The organism is Micromonospora sp. CA-244673, from assembly GCF_050948395.1.
Classification (GTDB): domain Bacteria; phylum Actinomycetota; class Actinomycetes; order Mycobacteriales; family Micromonosporaceae; genus Micromonospora.
In genome coordinates this window covers 5,416,154-5,435,518 of record NZ_CP192019.1, presented here as the reverse complement: position 1 = coordinate 5,435,518, position 19,365 = coordinate 5,416,154, and the positions used below count along the sequence as shown (strand labels likewise).

General features: G+C 73.0%; 20 protein-coding genes. 12 read left to right on the top strand and 8 right to left on the bottom strand.

From position 1 onward, the window contains the following. Positions 1 to 76 precede the first annotated feature (76 nt). Positions 77 to 253 (top strand): hypothetical protein, encoded by a 177-nt coding sequence (locus ACQP12_RS24780; protein ID WP_433282405.1) that lies wholly within the window; start codon positions 77 to 79, stop codon positions 251 to 253. Positions 254 to 386: 133 nt separating this feature from the next. On the opposite strand, the gene ACQP12_RS24775 is transcribed toward ACQP12_RS24780, so the two are convergent. Continuing rightward, positions 387 to 1,079 (bottom strand): Crp/Fnr family transcriptional regulator, encoded by a 693-nt coding sequence (locus ACQP12_RS24775; RefSeq protein ID WP_091268212.1) that lies wholly within the window; start codon positions 1,077 to 1,079, stop codon positions 387 to 389. Between the two features lie 246 nt (positions 1,080 to 1,325). Between ACQP12_RS24775 and ACQP12_RS24770 the strand changes: the two genes are divergently transcribed. From ACQP12_RS24770 to ACQP12_RS24750, 5 genes are all read left to right on the top strand, one after another. Further along, the gene (locus ACQP12_RS24770; RefSeq protein ID WP_357940068.1) at positions 1,326 to 1,823 is read left to right on the top strand and encodes a polyadenylate-specific 3'-exoribonuclease AS; all 498 of its coding nucleotides are present in this window, start codon (positions 1,326 to 1,328) and stop codon (positions 1,821 to 1,823) included. A 69-nt stretch (positions 1,824 to 1,892) separates the two neighbouring features. Next, positions 1,893 to 2,396, top strand: a complete 504-nt coding sequence (locus ACQP12_RS24765; protein ID WP_357939808.1) for a pyridoxamine 5'-phosphate oxidase family protein — start codon at positions 1,893 to 1,895, stop codon at positions 2,394 to 2,396. 178 nt (positions 2,397 to 2,574) lie between these two features. Further along, positions 2,575 to 3,603, top strand: a complete 1,029-nt coding sequence (locus tag ACQP12_RS24760; RefSeq protein WP_151461234.1) for a 6-phosphofructokinase — start codon at positions 2,575 to 2,577, stop codon at positions 3,601 to 3,603. Positions 3,604 to 3,674: 71 nt separating this feature from the next. Next, the gene (gene proC, locus ACQP12_RS24755; RefSeq protein ID WP_357939810.1) at positions 3,675 to 4,493 is read left to right on the top strand and encodes a pyrroline-5-carboxylate reductase; all 819 of its coding nucleotides are present in this window, start codon (positions 3,675 to 3,677) and stop codon (positions 4,491 to 4,493) included. A 64-nt stretch (positions 4,494 to 4,557) separates the two neighbouring features. After that, positions 4,558 to 4,908 (top strand): DUF2203 domain-containing protein, encoded by a 351-nt coding sequence (locus ACQP12_RS24750; RefSeq protein ID WP_357939812.1) that lies wholly within the window; start codon positions 4,558 to 4,560, stop codon positions 4,906 to 4,908. Positions 4,909 to 4,998: 90 nt separating this feature from the next. Here the strand turns inward: ACQP12_RS24750 and ACQP12_RS24745 are convergent, their stop codons facing one another. After that, positions 4,999 to 5,946: a threonine ammonia-lyase gene (locus ACQP12_RS24745; RefSeq protein ID WP_433282403.1), complete on the bottom strand. Its 948-nt coding sequence runs from the start codon at positions 5,944 to 5,946 to the stop codon at positions 4,999 to 5,001. 23 nt (positions 5,947 to 5,969) lie between these two features. Continuing rightward, a complete protein-coding gene (locus ACQP12_RS24740; RefSeq protein WP_433282401.1) occupies positions 5,970 to 6,671 on the bottom strand; it encodes an HAD family hydrolase in 702 nt (233 codons plus the stop codon). A 242-nt stretch (positions 6,672 to 6,913) separates the two neighbouring features. On the opposite strand from ACQP12_RS24740, the gene ACQP12_RS24735 reads away from it, so the two are divergent. Next, positions 6,914 to 7,717 carry an SGNH/GDSL hydrolase family protein gene (locus ACQP12_RS24735; RefSeq protein ID WP_433282398.1) on the top strand — a complete coding sequence of 268 codons (804 nt, stop codon included), beginning with the start codon at positions 6,914 to 6,916 and terminating at the stop codon, positions 7,715 to 7,717. Positions 7,718 to 7,764: 47 nt separating this feature from the next. Here ACQP12_RS24735 and ACQP12_RS24730 read toward each other — a convergent pair whose 3' ends face one another. Together ACQP12_RS24730 and ACQP12_RS24725 are read right to left on the bottom strand one after the other, a co-directional pair. Further along, complete coding sequence (locus ACQP12_RS24730) at positions 7,765 to 9,057, bottom strand: exo-beta-N-acetylmuramidase NamZ family protein (protein WP_433282396.1); 1,293 nt, start codon at positions 9,055 to 9,057, stop codon at positions 7,765 to 7,767. 81 nt (positions 9,058 to 9,138) lie between these two features. After that, complete coding sequence (locus ACQP12_RS24725) at positions 9,139 to 9,630, bottom strand: glutathione peroxidase (protein ID WP_433282393.1); 492 nt, start codon at positions 9,628 to 9,630, stop codon at positions 9,139 to 9,141. 143 nt (positions 9,631 to 9,773) lie between these two features. On the opposite strand from ACQP12_RS24725, the gene ACQP12_RS24720 reads away from it, so the two are divergent. Further along, entirely contained in the window at positions 9,774 to 11,414 is a 1,641-nt protein-coding gene (locus tag ACQP12_RS24720; RefSeq protein ID WP_357939824.1) for a glycosyl hydrolase family 18 protein, read from the top strand. Between the two features lie 71 nt (positions 11,415 to 11,485). Here ACQP12_RS24720 and ACQP12_RS24715 read toward each other — a convergent pair whose 3' ends face one another. Then, positions 11,486 to 12,475 carry a helix-turn-helix domain-containing protein gene (locus ACQP12_RS24715; RefSeq protein ID WP_433282391.1) on the bottom strand — a complete coding sequence of 330 codons (990 nt, stop codon included), beginning with the start codon at positions 12,473 to 12,475 and terminating at the stop codon, positions 11,486 to 11,488. Positions 12,476 to 12,714: 239 nt separating this feature from the next. On the opposite strand from ACQP12_RS24715, the gene ACQP12_RS24710 reads away from it, so the two are divergent. From ACQP12_RS24710 to ACQP12_RS24700, 3 genes are all read left to right on the top strand, one after another. Further along, positions 12,715 to 13,209, top strand: a complete 495-nt coding sequence (locus tag ACQP12_RS24710) for a hypothetical protein (RefSeq protein ID WP_433282389.1) — start codon at positions 12,715 to 12,717, stop codon at positions 13,207 to 13,209. A gap of 118 nt (positions 13,210 to 13,327) precedes the next feature. Further along, on the top strand, positions 13,328 to 14,734 hold the full coding sequence (locus ACQP12_RS24705; RefSeq protein WP_357939828.1) for a class II 3-deoxy-7-phosphoheptulonate synthase: 1,407 nt from the start codon (positions 13,328 to 13,330) through the stop codon (positions 14,732 to 14,734). Between the two features lie 104 nt (positions 14,735 to 14,838). Continuing rightward, a complete protein-coding gene (locus ACQP12_RS24700) occupies positions 14,839 to 15,813 on the top strand; it encodes a threonine aldolase family protein (protein WP_433289424.1) in 975 nt (324 codons plus the stop codon). 117 nt (positions 15,814 to 15,930) lie between these two features. Here the strand turns inward: ACQP12_RS24700 and ACQP12_RS24695 are convergent, their stop codons facing one another. Both ACQP12_RS24695 and pknB read right to left on the bottom strand, forming a co-directional pair. Next, positions 15,931 to 16,794 (bottom strand): deoxyribonuclease IV, encoded by an 864-nt coding sequence (locus tag ACQP12_RS24695; RefSeq protein WP_357940073.1) that lies wholly within the window; start codon positions 16,792 to 16,794, stop codon positions 15,931 to 15,933. Positions 16,795 to 16,805: 11 nt separating this feature from the next. Continuing rightward, positions 16,806 to 18,788: a Stk1 family PASTA domain-containing Ser/Thr kinase gene (gene pknB, locus ACQP12_RS24690; RefSeq protein ID WP_433282387.1), complete on the bottom strand. Its 1,983-nt coding sequence runs from the start codon at positions 18,786 to 18,788 to the stop codon at positions 16,806 to 16,808. 143 nt (positions 18,789 to 18,931) lie between these two features. On the opposite strand from pknB, the gene ACQP12_RS24685 reads away from it, so the two are divergent. Further along, positions 18,932 to 19,324 carry an Rv2175c family DNA-binding protein gene (locus ACQP12_RS24685; protein WP_376787210.1) on the top strand — a complete coding sequence of 131 codons (393 nt, stop codon included), beginning with the start codon at positions 18,932 to 18,934 and terminating at the stop codon, positions 19,322 to 19,324. Positions 19,325 to 19,365 lie beyond the last annotated feature (41 nt).

The window sequence follows — 19,365 nt, the reverse complement described above, 5'->3', positions numbered from 1 at the left end:
TCTATTTTGCGCCGATCGTCCCTTCCCTAGTGTCGGTGCTGCGCCAGCAACCAGGACGACAACCACGGGAGGCACGATGTCCACCTCGACGAACGCCAAGGCCGACACGACGACGGGCTGGGCCGGCCCGGGCTACTGGGCGGGTCCCGGCTACTGGGCCGGCCCGGGCTACTGGGCGGGTCCCGGCCGCGGGGCGGTCGGCCCGACCCGTCGCTGGGCCGGACCCGGCTACTGGGCGGGCCCGACCCGCTGAACCGCGCATCACGGTCACGCCGGCTGCCGAGGCAGCCGGCGCAGCCGTGTGTGGGGACGCGGAGGTTTCACGCCGTCCCCGGACGGACGGGTCGGACCAGGCGTGGCGGAGAGGGCGGCCGGCGGGCCGGCGGTCAGCGATCGTTCATGCCCGCGCGGCGGCGCAGCGCGGCCACGTCGGTGACGACGATCCGGCGCCCCTCGGTGCGCAGCCAGCCCCGGCTGGCGAAGGAGCCGATGGCCTGGTTGACGCTCTGCCGCGAGCCGCCGGCCATCTCGGCGAGCTGGCTCTGGTTGAGCTCGATGGTGATCATCGGGGCCTGGCTCTCGCCGGCCAGCCGGACCAGCGTCTTGGCCACCCGGCCGGGCAGGTCGAGGAAGACGTGGTCGGCGTTCTGCTCGGTGAGCCGCCGGATCAGCTGGCCGAGGGAGCGCATCACCGCGTCGAGGATGCGCGGGTTGGAGTGCACCAGCTCCATGAAGGCCGGCCGGGACAGCGCCAGCGCGGCGCAGTCCTCGATCGCCTCGGCCGACGCCGACCGGGTGGAGGCGTCCAACAGGGAGACCTCGCCCAGCACGTCCGGCGGCCGGATGACCGACAGCACCGCGCGCTCGCCGGTCGGGGCCGTGCGGAACACCGCGACCGCGCCGCGGCGCAGCACGATCAGCGACTCGCCGGGGTCGTTCTCGACGAACAGCAACTGCCCCTTGCGGTAGGTGCGCGGCACCGCCGCGGCGATGACCCGCTGCCGCACCTCCGGCTCCAGCCCGGCGAACATCTCGACGCCCGTGAGCGCGTCACCCGGCTCCGGAAGGCGCATCTCCACGGCCCAACCCCTCCCCGGTCAAGGACCACAACCCGCACACCGGGTGAACCTGTCATCCCCGGCACGAGGCATCTCAACCGGTTCGGCGTCCGGTAGCGGTACACATCAGATCATGACGGTCCCGTCGCGTGCTGTACACCCCTGGAGACACTTCCGTGACCGTCCCCAGCTGCCGTGGCCTGCCCTCCCGGCTCGGCGGCGGCCCCGGCGACCGGCGGGTGACGGCGGTGGGCGAGGATGGTGCCGATGGTCTACCGCTACTTCTACGACTGCGAGTTCATCGAGGACGGCCGGATCGTCGACCTGGTGTCGATCGGCGTCGTCGACGAGTACGGCCGCGAGTTCTACGCGGTCTCCACCGAGTTCGACGACTCCCGGGCGGTGCCCTGGGTGCGCCGCAACGTGCTCGACAAGCTCCCCTCGCCGGCCGACCGGGCCTGGCGGTCCCGGGAGCGGATCCGCGACGACCTCCACGAGTTCCTGATGGCGCCCGTCCGGGACCGGCCGGGGGAGCAGTTGGAACTCTGGGCCTGGTACGCGGCGTACGACCACGTCGTGCTGGCCCAGCTCTGGGGGGCGATGCCGGCGCTGCCCCGGGAGATCCCACGGTTCACCAAGGAGCTGCGCCAGCTCTGGGACGACCGGGGCCGGCCGAGGCTGCCGGACGCCGAGGCGGACCGGCACGACGCGCTGGTCGACGCCCGGCACAACCTGGCCCGCTGGCGGGCCATGACCGCCCGGTGACCTCTCGGCAGGTTTGACCGCTTCTGTCCCGGGCACGGTTCGCGTCGAACCGATCGCGAGGGAGGGCGCATGAGCCAGCAGCCGACCAGCGCCGAGGACGGCCGCAGCCGGGTCACCGAGCTGATCCGGGACGCGCGGATCTGCCTGCTGACCACCACCGCAGTCGACGGGCGGCTGGTCAGCCGCCCGATGGGGCTCCAGGAGGCGGAGTTCGACGGGGACCTCTGGTTCTTCGCGTACGCGGACTCCGCGAAGATCCGCCAGATCCGGGTCAACCCGCAGGTCAACGTCGGTTTCTCCGACCAGCGGCACCACGCCTGGGTGTCGGTGGCCGGCACCGCCGTCGAGCAGTGGGACCGGGCCCGGGCCGAGCGGCTGTGGAACCCGCTGCTGAAGGCCTGGTTCCCGGACGGGCTGGACACCCCGGGCATCACGCTGATCCGGGTGCACGCCGGCTCGGCCGAGTACTGGGACGCGCCGGGCGGCGCCGTGGTGAACCTGCTCGGCCTCGCCCGGGCGGCGGTCACCGGGCGGCCGCCGAAGGCGGGGGAGAACCGCGAGGTCGGCTACTGAGCGGTAGCCGGTCCGGGGGCCGGGACGGGCCGGGGCGCGGTGTCGGCGGGCACCCACGCCGACTACAGTGCGCAGTGACGGCCCGCCCCGGGCCGGCAACGGCGCCGATGGTCTGATCTGACACATATCCTGGGGCTTATCCGGGCTTCACCTGATGCTCCAGGAGGATGAGCAGATCATGCGTATCGGCGTGCTCACCGGCGGCGGCGACTGCCCTGGTCTCAATGCGGTGATTCGGGCGGTGGTCCGCAAGGGCGTCGCCACCTACGGTCACGAGTTCGTGGGCTTCCGGGACGGCTGGAAGGGCCCGCTGGAGGGCCTGTCCAGGCCCCTGGGCATCGCGGACGTCCGTGGCATCCTGCCGCGCGGCGGCACCATCCTCGGCTCGTCCCGCACCAACCCGTTCAAGATCGACGGCGGCGTGGAGCGGATCAAGGACAACCTCGCCGCCCAGGGCGTGGACGCGCTGATCGCGATCGGCGGCGAGGACACCCTCGGGGTCGCCACGAAGCTCCACGAGCTGGGCGTCCACGTCATCGGCGTGCCGAAGACCATCGACAACGACCTCGGCGCTACCGACTACACGTTCGGCTTCGACACCGCCGTGAACATCGCCATGGAGGCGATCGACCGGCTGCACACCACGGCGGAGAGCCACCACCGCACCCTGGTCGTCGAGGTGATGGGCCGGCACGCCGGCTGGATCGCCCTGCACGCCGGCCTCGCCGGCGGCGCCAACGTGATCCTGCTGCCGGAGCGGCAGTTCGACGTCGAGCAGGTCGCCGGCTACGTCGAGAAGCGCTTCCAGCACCAGTACGCCCCCATCGTCGTGGTCGCCGAGGGCGCCCAGCCGCTGGACGGCCAGATGGTGCTGCACAACCAGGAGCTCGACGCGTTCGGCCACGTCCGCCTCGGCGGGATCGGCCAGTGGCTCGCCGAGCAGCTGGAGGCGAAGACCGGCAAGGAGGCCCGCACCGTGGTGCTCGGCCACATCCAGCGCGGTGGCACCCCGACCGCGTTCGACCGGGTGCTCGCCACCCGGCTCGGCCTGCACGCGATCGACGCCGCGAACGAGGGCGACTGGGGCAAGATGGTCGCGATGCAGAGCACGGACATCGTCCGCGTCCCCCTCGCCGAGGCCACCCGGGAGCTGAAGACCGTGCCGCTGGAGCGGTACGCCGAGGCCGAGGTCTTCTTCGGCAGCTGACCGACGGCGGGCGGCGCGGCGGGTCCCCGACGGGCCCGCCGCGCCGCGCCTCCACGAGAGGGGTACGGCTCATGGCACCCGAGGTGCACACGGTCGCGGTGATCGGCGCGGGCAAGATCGGCGAGCTGATGCTCTCCGGGCTGCTCCGCTCCGGCTGGCCGGTCGATCGGCTGCTCGCCACCGCCCGGCGACCCGCCCGCGCCGAGGAACTGGCCGCCCGGTACGGCGTCCGGGTGGTGGACAACCTGACCGCGGTGGACGAGGCCGAGGTGCTCGCCGTCTCGGTCAAGCCGCAGGACGCGGCGGCGCTGCTGGACGAGATCGGGCCCAAGGTGCCCGCCGACAAGCTGGTCATCTCGCTCTGCGCCGGCCTGCCCACCGCCTTCTTCAACCGCCGGCTGCCCGAGGGCACCCCGGTGGTCCGGGTGATGACCAACACCCCGGCCCTGGTCGACGAGGCGATGAGCGCGATCTCGCCCGGCGCGCACGCCACCGGCGCGCACCTGGCCCTGGCCGAGGAGATGTTCAAGCCGCTCGGCGCCACCCTCCGGGTGCCCGAATCCCAGCAGGACGCGGTGACCGCGCTCTCCGGCTCCGGCCCGGCGTACTTCTACCTGCTGGTCGAGGCCATGATCGACGCGGGCATCCTGCTCGGCCTGCCCCGGCAGGTGGCGCACGACCTGATCGTGCAGACCGCCATCGGCTCGGCCGTGATGCTGCGCGACTCCGGCGAGCACCCCGTGAAGCTCCGCGAGGCGGTCACCTCGCCGGCCGGCACCACCATCAACGCCATCCGGGAGCTGGAGAACCACGGCGTCCGCGCGGCCATGCTGGCGGCCCTGGAGGCGGCCCGCGACCGGGCCCGCCAACTCGCCGCCCAGGCCGACTAGCCGCCGGCCCCGTCGGCACGGCGACCCGGAGTCGATCTCCGGCGGCGTGCCGCATACTGGCGCGGTGTTCACTCTCGCCCAGGCGCGACACCTGGTGGCCACCCTACGGCCGCGCGTCGACGAGCTGATCCGGCTCCGCGCCGACCTGGCCGAACTCCGGATCGACCTGGCCGACCACGGGGTGAGCGCCCTGGGCGGGCTGGCCGAGATGAAGGGCCTGGAGGCCCGCCTGCACGCCGCCGTGGAGGAGCTCCACCAGCACGGCATCCAGGTCAAGGGGATCGCCCCGGTGCTGCTCGACTTCCCCGGTGAGCGGGACGGCCGGGCGGTGCTCTGGTGCTGGCTGGAGGGGGACGCCGACATCCGCTGGTACCACCGCGTGGAGTGCGGCTTCGCCGGTCGCCGGCCGGTCTGAATCCGCCGGAGCCGGTCGCCGGCCGGTCTGAACCCGCCGGAGTCGGTCGCCGGTCTGAATCGGCCGGAGCCCGCCGGCCGGTCCGACCCGTCAGCCGAGGGTGGCCAGCACGGCCGGCGCGACGTTTCCGCCGCTGAGCACCAGGACGGTCCGCTCGCCGGGCGCCACCTCCACGAGCCCCGCCCGCAGCGCCGCCAGGGTGACCGCGGCGGCCGGCTCCACCAGCAGCTTCGTGGCCTCCACCAGCTCGGCCCAGGCGGGCAGCACGGCCGCCTCCGGCACCTCGACCACCGCGTCGACCAGGGCCCGGACGTGCGCCAGGGTGTGCCGCCCGGCGAACGGGGCGGCCAGGCCGTCGGCGACCGAGGCGGGGCGGAACGGCGGGGTGGGTGTCCCGGTCCGCAGCGCGTAGGACATGGCGTTGGCCCCGTCCGGCTCCACGCCGACGATCCGGGTGCCCGGTGAGCCGGCCCGGACCGCCGCGGCGATCCCGCTGATCAGCCCGCCGCCGCCGACCGGCACGAGCACCAGGTCCGGGGGCGGGCCGTCGGCCAGGATCTCCCGCCCGACGGTGGCCTGACCGGCGATCACATCCGGGTCGTCGAAGGGCGCGAGCAGGTGGAAGCCGCGCTCGGCGGCGATCTTCTCGGCGGTGGCCAGCAGGTCGTCGGTGAGCACCGCCTCGGCGCCGAGCCGGCGGACCGTGGCCAGCTTGCCGGGCACCGCGTGCGGCGGCATGCAGACCACCGCGGGCAGCCCGGCGGCGCGGGCCACGTGGGCCACCGCGATCGCGTGATTGCCGGCGGAGAACGCCACGAGCCCGGCCGGTGTGCCGGCGCGCTCGGCGTGGGCGAGCAGCGCGTTCGTGGCGCCGCGGACCTTGAAGCTGCCGGTGTGCTGGAGGTTCTCAGCCTTCACCGCCAGCCGGAGGCCCAGGTCGGCGGCGAGGGCCGGCGCCTCCAGCAGGGGGGTGCGGACCACCCGCCCGTCCAGGCGCCGCTCAGCCGCCGCCATGTCGTCCCCGGTGATCAACCGCACCCGCCGAGCCTAGTACTCAGACGTCAGGTGGTTTCCTGCGCCATCCGCTCGCCGGCCACCGGCCGGGCGTCGGCGGTGAACTGGTCGAGTTGTCGGACCACACCGACGAGGTCGGAAAAGGCATCGATGAAGGCGTCGACGTAGCGGGAGTCGAAGTCCGCCGGTTTCCGGACCCCGCTCTGCAGGCAGCCGACGAAATGTATGCCCGCACCGCCGGCGGCCAAGGCGTCGCCCGGCGAATCCCCCACATAGACGCATTCGCGCGGTGGTATTCCCGTCGCCGCCAGCAATTCGTCGAAGGCCCGCGGATCCGGCTTGCGGAACCGCGTGTTGCCGGCATGGTAAATGCCACTGACCCGTTCAGCCAGGACGTGACCCGCCTCCAACATGTGCCGGACCTCGTCCTCGGTCCGCGACGTCAGCAGGAACACCGCCCGGCCATGCCGCACGAACTCGTCCAGCGCGCGCAGGTTCTCCAGCGGGATGAGATCCAGACGACCGTCGGCGACGTGCCGTTCCAGCGCGCGCCGATGAAGCGCCGAGAAACGGGGCAGGTCGAGGCCGGGCGACCTTTTGGGCATGGCGTCCAGCAGCGGCTCGCCCCACGTGGACAGGTGCACGTGCCGTGGCATCGGGGGCCGGCCCATCTCCGCCAGAACTTCGTTTTCCAGGGCGAACGAGGCGGCCTGGGTGAGGCACAGGGTGTCGTCGACGTCCACGATCACAGCCCGAATCACAGGCTCAGCCTAACTCTCACGAGTCACCGCCGGATGCAGCGACCGCTGCCTCCCGTGCGGGTCGGCGTGGCCGCTGCGGTGGCGAAAACCTTCAGCCCCGCTCGTTGATCCGGCAACGATTTGTAGCGATAAGGGTCTATGGGCAACCGGCGCGAAATGTTGATCTTTCTCGGGCTCTGATTCATTGATATCTATCTCTCACCACCACTTCCCACCCCCAGGAGTGCGACGTGCGGAGATCCCGTCTTGCCACCCTCGCCCTGACCCTCGCCACCTCGTTCGGCATCACGCTGACCCTGGCCGCCCCCGCCCAGGCGGCTCCCACCGACCGCTACGTCGCTCTCGGCGACTCGTACGCCTCCGGCGTCGGCGCCGACAGCTACACCTCCGAGAGCGGGTCCTGCCTGCGCAGCAACAACGCCTACCCGGCGCTCTACAACACCAACATCAGGCCGGCCTCGTACCGTTCGGTCGCCTGCTCCGGCGCGACCACCACGGACGTCATCAACAACCAGCTCTCGGCGCTCTCCTCGACCACCACGCTGGTCAGCGTCACCATCGGCGGCAACGACGTCGGCTTCTCCAGCATCATGAGCACCTGCGTGCTCCAGGGTGAGACCCAGTGCGTGGCGGCGATCCAGGCCGCCGAGGACAAGGCCCGCACGCAGCTTCCCGGCAAGCTCGCGAACGTCTACAACGGCATCCGGAGCCGGGCGCCCTCCGCCCGGGTCGTGGTGGTCGGCTACCCGGTCTTCTACCAGCTCGGCACGGTCTGCGTCGGGCTGAGCGCCACCTCCCGGGCGAAGATCAACGAGGGGATCAACCTGGTCGACGACATCACCCGCACGGCGGCCAGCTCGGCCGGCTTCACGTTCGCCGACGTCCGCTCGATCTTCGTGGGTCACCAGCTGTGCAGCTACGGCGAGAAGTGGCTGCACGCGTTGAACGTCCTGAACCTCACCAAGTCGTACCACCCGACGGCCGCGGGGCAGTCCGGCGGCTACTACCCGGTCTTCCGCTCCGCGGCGGGCTGACCGTGACGAGGGCCCGGGGTGCGGACACCCCGGGCCCCATCGTCGGCTCAGTAGAGCAGGTACGGACGCCGCTTGCGCTCGAAGGCGGCCAGCTCGTCGGCCCAGGCGCCGGCCACGTCGTCCACGTCGGCCCCGGCGTCGATCATCGTGCGCAGCCGGGGCGAGCCGGTGAGCTTGTCCACCCAGTACGGCCGGACGGTGTCGTACGAGTCGAACCGCCACGCGAACGCCGGGTACTTCCGCGCCTCGACCAGCATGGCCACCGCCGTGCGGATCGGGTCGTACGCGGCCCGGTCGACGACCTTGACCTCGACGCCGGCGCAGAGCTTGTTCAGCAGGGCCGGCTTCTGCCCGGCCGCCGTCGGCGAGAAGTAGGCCTCGCGGAACTCGACACCCGGCAGGTCACGGGCGTTGAGCCGGTCTCCCCAGTGGTGGTCGAAGTCGCCGGCGAGCCCGCCGATCAGCTCGAACGGCCGGCAGGTGCCCCGCCCCTCGGTGATCGAGGCGACGCCCTCGAAGAGGCAGGTGCCGGGGTAGACCAGCGCGGTGTCGGTGGTCGGCATGTTCGGGCTGGGCATCACCCACGGCAGGTCGGTGTCGGCGGCGAGCCGGTCTCGCTTCCAGTTCCGGCAGCGGACCACCTCCAGCTCGACCGGCCGTCCGGCGTCGGCGGGCAGGAACTCCGCGTTGAAGAACCGGGCCAGCTCGCCGACGGTCATGCCGTGCTGCTGGACGATCTCCTTCAGCCCCACGCCGGAGGTGTAGGCGGGCGTCATCATCGGCCCGCGCGCCCGCCCGCCGACGGGGTTGGGCCGGTCGAGCACGACGTACCGCTTGCCGACCCGGGCCGCCGCGACCATCGACGTGTACATCGTCCAGATGTAGGTGTAGAACCGCGCGCCCACGTCCTGGATGTCGAAGACGACGGTGTCCACGCCGGCAGCCGTGAACATGCTCTCCCACTTGGCCTGGCTGGCGCCGTACGCGTCGTAGACCGTGATGCCGGTGCGGGCGTCCGTCCCGGTGCCCTCGCTGCCGCCGGCCTGGGCGGAACCGCGGAAACCGTGTTCGGGGCCGAACGCCGCGACGACCTGCACGCTGCCCGAGGAGTGCATGAGATCGACCAGGTGCCGGTAGGCCGAGTCCACGCCCGTGGGGTTGGACACCACCCCCACCCGCTGGCCGGCCAGTGCGGCGAATCCGGATTCGACCAGCACGTCGAGGCCGGTCGCGACCCGGCGGATGCCGGGCACGGCCTGCCCCGGCGTGCCCGGGCCCGCCGCGACCACCGTGCCCGCGGTGACCGCGCCCGCGCCGGCCAGGAACCTTCTGCGCTCCATCAATGACCTCCTCGTCCGGGGGTCATTGAAACTTAGCTACAGCTCGATGGGCGGTCAAGGAAGGTTCTCTACAAGGCGGCCTCAGCCGACCGGCAGCGCCTTCTCGACGGCGGCGCGCAGCTCGGGGGAGTCCGGGGTCACCGTCGGGGCGAACCGGGCCGCCACCGTGCCGTCCGGGGCGACGAGGAACTTCTCGAAGTTCCACCGCACGTCACCGGTGTGTCCCTCGGCGTCCGGAGTGGACACCAGTTCGGCGTAGAGCGGGTGCCGGTGCGGCCCGTTGACGTCCACCTTCTCCGTCAGCGGGAACGTCACGCTGTAGTTGACCTGGCAGAACTCCTCGATCTCGGCGGCGCTGCCGGGTTCCTGGCCGGCGAACTGGTTGCACGGCACGCCGAGCACGGTCAGGCCCCGGTCCGCGTACTCGTCGGCGAGGGCCTGGAGGCCGGCGTACTGCGGGGTGAGGCCGCAGCGGGAGGCCACATTGACCACCAGCAGGGCGCGGCCGCGGTAGCGCCCGAGGTCGGCCGGCCCGCCGGTGAGGGCGTCGATCTGCACGTCGAAAACGGTCATGGCACGAGGCTACGGGGCCGCGGGGGCCGGTCGACACCGGTCCCGAGGAATCGATGCATCTACATCTTGACGAAGTGGTGACGCGTGAGTAGCGTCTCAGCATCCAATCTGGAAAGTTTCCTAACTGTTTGGGGAGACGCCGTATGAAGACATCGCTCCGCCGGGCCCTCTGGGCCACCGGCGCCGTGGTCGCGCTCGCGGTCGCGGCGGTGCCGATGGCGACCGCCTCCGCCGCGGGCAGCGTCACCGCCACGTTCACCAAGGTGCAGGACTGGGGGACCGGTCACGAGGCGAAGGTGACCGTCACCAACGGCACGAGCGCCAGCGTCGCCACCTGGCGCATCGAGTTCGACCTGCCCGCGGGCACCACCATCAGCAGCTCCTGGGACGCCGACGTCACCAGCAGCGGCAACCACTACGTGGCGGTCAAGAAGAGCTGGGCCGGCCCGCTCGCCCCGGGCGCCAGCTTCAGCTGGGGCTACAACGGCACCGGGGCGTACAAGGCCCCGCTGAACTGCACGGTCAACGGCGCCTCCTGCTCCGGTGGCGGCACTCCTCCGACGACGACCCCGCCCACCACGACGCCGCCGACCACCACCCCGCCCACCACGACGCCGCCCACGACCACCCCGCCGACCACGACGCCGCCCACCACCACCCCGCCGACCGGGGGCAAGAAGGTGGTCGGCTACTTCGCCGAGTGGGGCGTCTACGGCCGGAACTACCACGTGAAGAACATCCACACCAGCGGGTCCGCGGCCAAGCTCACCCACATCCTGTACGCCTTCGGCAACACCACGGGCGGCCGCTGCAGCATCGGCGACAGCTACGCCGACTACGACAAGGCGTACACCGCGGCGGACAGCGTCGACGGCGTGGCCGACACCTGGGACCAGCCGCTGCGCGGCAGCTTCAACCAGCTGCGCAAGCTCAAGAAGATGTACCCGAACCTGAAGGTGCTCTGGTCCTTCGGCGGCTGGACCTGGTCGGCCGGCTTCACCCAGGCCGCGCAGAACCCGGCCGCGTTCGCGGACTCCTGCTACGCCCTGGTCAAGGACCCGCGCTGGGCGGACGTCTTCGACGGCATCGACGTCGACTGGGAGTACCCGAACGCCTGCGGCCTCCAGTGCGACAGCAGCGGCCCGAACGCCTTCAAGAACGTGGTCAGCGCGCTGCGCAGCAAGTTCGGCAGCAGCTTCCTGGTCACCTCGGCGATCACCGCGGACGGCAGCAACGGCGGCAAGATCGACGCGACGGACTACGCCGGCGCCGTGCCGTACCTCAACTGGCTCATGCCGATGACGTACGACTACTTCGGCGCCTTCAACGCCCAGGGGCCGACCGCGCCGCACTCCCCGCTCTACTCCTACACCGGCATCCCGCAGCAGGGCTTCTGGTCCGACGCGGCGATCCAGAAGCTCAAGTCCAAGGGCGTGCCGTCGGACAAGCTGCTGCTCGGCGTCGGCTTCTACGGCCGGGGCTGGACCGGCGTGACCCAGAGCGCCCCCGGCGGCACCGCCACCGGCCCGGCGCCCGGCACCTACGAGCAGGGCATCGAGGACTACAAGGTGCTCAAGAACAGCTGCCCGGCCACCGGGACGGTCGGCGGCACCGCCTACGCCAAGTGCGGCAGCAACTGGTGGAGCTACGACACCCCGGCGACCATCGGCGGCAAGATGACCTACGCGAAGAACCAGGGCCTCGGTGGCGCGTTCTTCTGGGAGCTCTCCGGAGACACCAGCAACGGTGAGCTCATCGGCGCCATCAAGGGCGGTCTCGGCTGAGCCGAGGGCCGACGCACCACCCACCCGGCGGGGAGGGGCCGCACCGGCCCCTCCCCGCACGGTCCTGTCGTTCAGGTACGGATGCTGCGAGCCCGGTGCTCACGGGGCGAAAGCCCGTACGCGGCCCGGAACGCCCGGCTGAAGTGCGCCCGGTCCCGGAAGCCCCAGCGGGCGGCGACCTGGTGGACGGCGAGGTGCCGCAGCCCCGGGTCGGCCAGGTCTCGGAAGCAACCGTCCAGCCGGGCCGTGCGGATCAGCGCCGCCACGCTCGTGCCGGCGTCGTCGAAGAGCCGGTGCAGTGAACGCACCGACAGGTGGTGCGCCTCCGCCACGACGGTCGGCGTGAGCCCGGGATCAGCCAGGTGCTCCCGGATCCACGCCTCCACCCGGGCCCGCAGGCCGGTGACCCGCACCTCCACCGGGAGTTCCCGTTCCGAGTTCAGATGTCGGGCCAGGGTGCCGGCGATCAGGTCCAGGGCGATCCGGTCGAGCCGCGGCGCGTCCGAGGCGTCGTACTGCTCGGGGTGGTCCACCAGCCGGCGCAGGAAGGTGGCCAACAGGGCGCCCATCCCGGTGTCGGCGGGGATCTTCGCGGCGAGCAACGCCGCCACCCGGCGCGGCGGCAGCGGCAGCGCCCGGTGCGGCACCAGCACGGTCAGCGTCTCCAGACGGTCGGCGGCCCGGTCCGGCACCTGCCGGGAGCCGTGCGGGCGGACGGTGTCGATGAAGGCGAAACCGGACGGGCCGAGCCGGCCCGACCGCCGCTGCTGCGACACCACGCCGTGGCCGTTCAGCGGCAGGACGAGCTGGTAGAGCTCGGGGTCGGAGCTGTGGATCATCCCGGGGGTGCGGGCCAGCTCCAGCGACGGGTACCGCCAGGCGCCGAGCCGGACCACGCCCAGGTCGACCGCCCGGGCCGAGGCGGCGAAGTCGCCCGCGTGCGCGGTGCTGATCCGGGCGGCCGCCGACTCGCGGGCCACCAGGTCCTGCCAGAAGTCGAACCGCTCGGCCGGGGGCAGCCAGAGGGTGTCGACCGATGCCACGGCGAGGATGGCCGTCACCTCCTTCCGAGGGCTACGCCATTCTCGACGCCGGGCGGCCCGGCGTCCATTCCGCGGGGCGGACGCCGATCCGCGTGCCGCCCTGGCCGGCCGGGACGATCCGGGCGAGGATGGGACGGCCGTCGAGGAACCGGTCGCTGGCGCCGCCGGGCGGCCCGGCGGGCCGGCATCCGACGGCGTCGATGTGACAGACTCGCCGCTCGGCATGTCCCGATGTCCGCGCCGATGGAAGGGGACCGATGGGCCTGACGCACCCGAGGGCGGTGGCCGGCGCGGCCCTGCTCGCGCTCCTGCCGGTCACGCTGGCCGGCTGCGGCCTCGGCGGTGGGGACGACGCCCCGGACGCCCCGGCCAGCCAGTCCCAGCGGGCGCCGGCCGAGGAGGCGGCGGCCAAGAGCCGGGAACGGGTCCAGGCGTACCTGGACGCGATGGCGGCCAAGGACGTCGACGCCGGCCGCAGCCAGCTCTGCGCGCCCATGCAGACCGCCTTCGACGCCGCGGCCACCGGGCCGAACGGCGACTTCGCCGACCACTTCACGGTCCCGCAGGCCACCATCACCGACGTCCGGTCCGGCCCGAACGGCGAGGAGGTGACCACCTCGGTCACCGTGGCCGTCGGGTCCCGCAAGGCCACCCGCTCGCTGCTGTTCACGGTCACCCGCACCGGCGCCGACTGGTGCATCGCCGGCGAGGCGCCGGGCGGCAACACCCCGGAGCCCGGGGTCACCCCCTGACCGACCCCGCACCCGCCCCGACCTGCGGCGGTCCTGGAATGTGTCGCTGATCTCCCAACCACCGGAACCGTCCCCCTCGGCGGCGGGCGGTCCCGGCCGTCGCCGTACGCTTTCTCCCATGCGCCATGAGTGGCACCAGCTGAGTCACCCCGCCGTGGGCAGCCCGGGGCTCCAGACCAGTCGTCCGACCGCCGACTCCGCCGAGGACGCGGCCCTCGGCCTGGACCGCTGGCGGGAGCTGCCGCGCGCGCAGACCCCGCCCTGGCCGGACCAGGAGCAGGTCGCCGAGGTCTGCAAGGTGCTCGACACCGTGCCGTCCGTGGTGGCCCCCTACGAGGTCGACCAGCTCCGGCAGCGGCTGGCGCTGGTCTGCGAGGGCAAGGCGTTCCTGCTCCAGGGCGGCGACTGCGCGGAGACCTTCGCCGACAACACCGAGAGCCACCTGCTGGCCAACGCCCGCACCCTGCTCCAGATGGCGATCGTGCTGACCTACGGCGCGTCGCTGCCGGTGGTCAAGGTGGCCCGGGTCGCCGGCCAGTACACCAAGCCCCGGTCGCTGCCGACCGACGCGCGCGGCCTGCCGGCCTACCGCGGCGACATGATCAACTCGCTGGAGGCCACGCCGGAGGCGCGGGTCGCCGACCCGCAGCGCATGATCCGGGCGTACGCGAACTCGGCCGCCGCCATGAACATGCTCCGGGCGTACCTGGCCGGCGGGCTGGCCGATCTGCACGCGGTGCACGACTGGAACAAGGGCTTCGTGAAGCAGTCCCCGGCCGGCGAGCGCTACGAGGCGATCGCCCGGGAGATCGACCGGGCGCTGGCCTTCATCCGCGCCTGCGGGATGACCGACGACGAGGCGCTGCGCACCGTCACCCTCTACTGCTCCCACGAGGCGCTGGCGCTGGAGTACGACCGGGCGCTCACCCGGATCTCCGGCAACCGGGCGTACGGGCTGTCCGGGCACTTCCTCTGGATCGGCGAGCGGACCCGGCAGCTCGACGGCGCGCACCTCGACTTCATCTCCCGGATCGCCAACCCGATCGGGGTCAAACTCGGCCCGACCACCACCCCGGACGAGGCCATCGAGCTCTGCGAGAAGCTCAACCCGGACAACGTCCCCGGCCGGCTCACCCTGATCAGCCGGATGGGCAACCACCGGGTCCGGGACGCCCTGCCCCCGATCGTCGCCAAGGTCACCGCCGCCGGCGCCAAGGTCGTCTGGCAGTGCGACCCGATGCACGGCAACACCCACGAGTCCTCGAACGGCTACAAGACCCGGCACTTCGACCGGATCGTCGACGAGGTGCTCGGCTACTTCGAGGTGCACCGCGGCCTCGAGACCCATCCGGGCGGCCTGCACGTCGAGCTGACCGGCGAGGACGTGACCGAGTGCCTCGGCGGCGCCCAGGGCATCGAGGACCTCGACCTGCCCGACCGGTACGAAACCGCCTGCGACCCGCGACTCAACACCCAGCAGTCGCTGGAGCTGGCCTTCCTCGTTGCGGAGATGCTCCGTGGCTGACGCGAGGAGCGAGCTCGCGAGCCCCGCGGTCGGCAGCCGAAAGGACAACTGTGGCTGAGTTCATTGATCTTCGTTCGGACACCGTGACCCGGCCCACCGCCGGGATGCGGGAGGCCATGGCGACCGCCGAGGTCGGCGACGACGTCTACGCGGAGGACCCGACCGTCGCCGCGCTGGAGGCCGAGGTCGCGGCGCTCTTCGGGCACGAGGCGGCGCTGTTCGCCCCGAGCGGCTCGATGGCCAACCAGATCGCCCTGCAGCTCGTCGTCCCGCCCGGTGACGAGCTGCTCTGCGACGCCGACGCGCACGTGGTGACGTACGAGATCGGCGCCGCCGCGGCGTACGGGGGGATCTCCTCGCGGACCTGGCCGGCAGTGGGCGCGGAGGTCGACCCCGAGGTGGTGGCCGGGATGGTCCGGCCGGACGGCTACTTCGCTGTGCCGACCCGGGCCGTCGCCGTCGAGCAGACCCACAACCGGGGCGGCGGCGGGGTGATCCCCCTCGCCACCCTGCGGGAGCTGCGCCGGGTCGCCGACGACCACGGGCTCGCCCTGCACTGCGACGGCGCCCGGATCTGGCACGCGCACGTCGCCGACGGTGTGCCGCTGGCCGAGTACGGCGCGCTGTTCGACACCCTCTCGGTCTGCCTCTCCAAGGGCCTCGGCGCCCCGGTCGGCTCGCTGGTGGTCGGCAGCGCCGAGAAGATCGCCCGGGCGCGGTTCGTCCGCAAGCGGATGGGTGGCGGCATGCGGCAGGTCGGCATCCTCGCGGCCGCCGGCCGGTACGCGCTCGCCAACCACGTCGAGCGGCTCGCCGAGGACCACGCCAAGGCCGCCCGGCTGGCCGAGGCGGTCGCGCCCTACGGGGTGCTCGCCACCGTGGTGCGGACCAACATCGTCCCGCTCGACCTGGCCAAGCACCCGCTCGACGCGCCCGCCCTGGCGGCCGCCGCCCGGGAGCGGGGCCTGCTGATCTCGGTGCTCGGCCCGCGTACCGCCCGCCTGGTGACCCACCTGGACGTCACCGACGACCAGATCGACAGGGCGGCCGAGATCCTGACCACCCTCCTGCGCGGCTGACCCGCCGCCCCACGGCTTGTTGATCAAGAGGTTTGCGTCGCCCGCGGCGCGGATCCCGACGCGAACTTCTTGATCAACCCCGGCTCGCGCGGGGCGCGGGCGGGGGAGGGCCCGGGGTCAGGGGTGGAGGCGCTTCAGGGTGGCTATGTCGGCGGCGTGGCCCACGTGCTTCTCCGTGGGGGTCTCCACCAGGACGGGGACGCCGGCGGTGGCGGGGTGGCGCATCAGCTCCGCGAACGCGGGCTCGCCGATGGTGCCCTTGCCGATGCTCTCGTGCCGGTCCCGCGTGGAGCCGCACAGGTCCTTCGAGTCGTTCGCGTGCACCAGCTTCAACCGGTCCGCGCCCACCGCGGTGACCAGCGCGTCCAGCGTGGCGGTCATCCCGCCCTCGGCAGCCAGGTCGTGCCCGGCCGCCCAGGCGTGGCAGGTGTCGAAGCAGACGCCCAGCATCGGGTGGCGATCCACCGCGTCCAGGTAGGGGCCCAGGTGCTCGACCCGGGAGGCCAGCGACCGGCCGCCCCCGGCGCTCGGCTCGACCAGCAGCATCGGCCCGCCGGTGGCCGCGGCCTCGTCGAGCAGCGGAAGCAGCGCCTCGCGGACCTGCACCATGGCCGCCTCGGCGTGGCCCGCGTCGACGGCGCTACCGGCGTGGAACACCACGGCCTCGGCGCCGATGGCCCGGCCCCGGCGCAGCGCGTGCGCCAGGGTCTCCGCCGACCGCTCGACCGTGGCCGGGGTGGGGGAGCCGAGGTTGACCAGCAGCGAGGCGTGGATGAAGACCGGCAGGCCGCGCTCGCCGCAGCCGTCCCGGAACAGCACGTCCTGCTTCGGGTCGCCCGCCGGCAGCGCCCAGCCCCGGGAGTTGGACACGTAGACCTGCACCACCTCGGAGGCGGCCGCGTCGGCGTAGGGCAGCGCCGCCTTCGCCAGGCCGCCCGAGGTGGGGGTGTGCGAGCCGACCCGCCGCCGGGTGAGCCCCACGGTCCGCTCGCTCACAGGCAGGTCACCGTGACCGGGGTGCCCGGCGGCACCGGCGTGTTCTCGCCCGGGTTCTGGAAGCGGGCCACCCCGTTCGGGTTGAGCTGGATGTTGACCGGGAAGCCCTGGCTCTCCAGCACCTGCTTGGCCTGCTGGCACGGGAGGTCGACCACCCGGGGGACGGGCACCTGGGCGGGGCCCTTGCTGACGTCCAGCTTGACCTGGGCGCCCTTCTCCACGCCGGTGCCGTCGGCCGGGCTCTGGCCGAGGATCTCGTCCTTCGGCTTGTCGGAGTCCTTGTACGTCTCGACCGGGGTCAGCCCCAGCTGGGCGAGGGCGGTGCGGGCCTCGGCGAGGTTCTTGCCCACCAGGTTGGGCACGCTCACCGGCGCGCGACCCTTGCTCAGAACCACCGTCACCTTCGCGCCCGGTTTGACCACCGTGCCCACCTTCGGGTCGGTGGCCAGCACCACCCCGGCCGGCAGCGCGTCGTCGTAGCGGGAGCTGCCCTTGACCGGCACCAGCTTGGCGTCGGTCAGCTCGACCTGGGCCAGCGCGAAGTCCTTGCCCACCACGTCCGGCACCGGCAGCCGCTCCGGACCGAGCGACAGGGTCAGGGTGATCGTGCCGCCCTTGACGATCCGGGTGGCGGAGACCGGGTCCTGGCCCAGCACCGTGTCCTTGGGGATCTTCTCGTCGTAGCGGGGCTCGGCGTAGCGCAGGGTGAAGCCGCCCCGGGTGGCCTGCGCCACCGCGTCGGCCTTGGTCAGGCTCACCAGCTGCGGGGCGACCGTGTAGCGGCCCACCCCGAACCACCAGCCGCCCACCGCGGCCACCAGGCCGAGCACCACGGCCGCCGCGGCGACCGCCAGCCGGCCGCGGGGCGAGCCCATGATCCGGGTACGCAGCCCGGCCAGCCGGGCGCCCAGGCCCTCGTCCTCCACGGCGCGGCGGCGGTGCGTGCGCTGGCCGCCGCCCTCGGGCAGCCGGGCCCAGGCGGGGCGCTCGGCCGGGCGGACCGCCGCCACCACCATGGTGGGCTGCGCGATCACGGCCGTGTCGTCGCCGACCTGCCGCAGCACCGCGGTGTGCGAGTGGGGGTTGCCCAGCTCGTCCCGCGCGGCCTGCACCTCGGTGAGCAGCGCGCCGGCGTCGGCCGGGCGGGCGGCCGGGTCGCGCCGCGTGGCCCGGGCGACCAGCCGGTCGAGGACCGGGGGCAGCGCCGGCACGAGGGTCGACGGGGCCGGCACGTCGCGGTCGACGTGCTGCCAGGCGACCTCCACCGGGCGGTCGCCGTCGTAGGGAACCCGGCCGGTGAGCATCTCGAACAGCACGATGCCGGCGGAGTAGACGTCGGTGCGCGGGTCCGCGTGACCCTGGGTGACCAGCTCCGGGGCCACGTAGGCCACGGTGGCCATGAGCTGGTTGCCGTTCTCCTCCTCGGCGCTCGCCTCGACCGCGCGGGCCAGCCCGAAGTCGGCGACCTTGACCACGCTGTCCACCAGGCTGGTGGTGCCGCCGGTGGGCGGCTCGGCGACCAGCACGTTCTCCGGCTTGACGTCGCGGTGGACCAGGCCGGCCCGGTGCGCGGCGGAGATCGCGGCGAGCATCTGCTCGGCGATGGCCAGCGCCTCGTCCGGGTTGAGCCGGCGCCGCTCGGCGAGCACGTCGCGCAGGGTGCGGCCGCGCACGTACTCCATCACCAGGTAGGGGAGGCCGGCGTGGCTGCCCTGGTCGTAGACCGCCACCACGTTGGGGTGGGTGAGCCGGGCGATGGTCTTCGCCTCGTCGGTGAAGCGCTCGACGAAGCCGGCCATCCGGGCCCGGGCCTCGGGCGCCTGGGTCGGGTGAATGATCTTGACCGCGACGGTGCGCTCCAGGCGCTCGTCGGTGGCGGTGTACACGGTCGCCATGCCGCCACGGGCCACGCGACCGCGAATGCGGTAGCGCCCGTCGATCAGCGAGCCCAGCAACGTGTCGGCGACCTGTGTGTCCATCGGCAGGCAGTCTATGTGTCGGGAGGGTGAAGGTTGAACAGGATGCTACAGCCGGCACGCGACCCGGCGGCACCCGCGCACGTCACCCGCGGGGTACGGGGTGCCGCCGACCGGCCTCGCCGGGCACGTGGCAGGGTGGTCGGGTGACCGATTCCGTACCCGCCGAGAGCGCCACCACCGGGGCCGACCTGCCCGGACCGACCGACCCGGCCGGCTGGCTGACCCTGCCGGACGTGGCCGAGCGCCTCGACCTGTCGATCAGCAAGGTGCACCAGATGATCCGCGACCGGGAGCTGCTCGCGGTGCGCCGCGACGGCGTCCGCCGGATCCCGGCCGACCTGGTGGCCAACCGCACCGTGCTCAAGCACCTGCCCGGCGTGCTCAACCTGCTCGCCGACGCCGGGTACGACGACGAGGAGGCGCTGCGCTGGCTCTACCAGCCCGATCCCACCCTCGCCGGCACCACCCCGGCCGCCACCCTCGCCGGCGATCAGGCCCGCGAGGTCAAGCGCCGCGCCCAGGCCCTGGGCTTCTAACCCCCGTCCCACCCCCCCGGGGCCGGGCCGGGGCCGGGCCG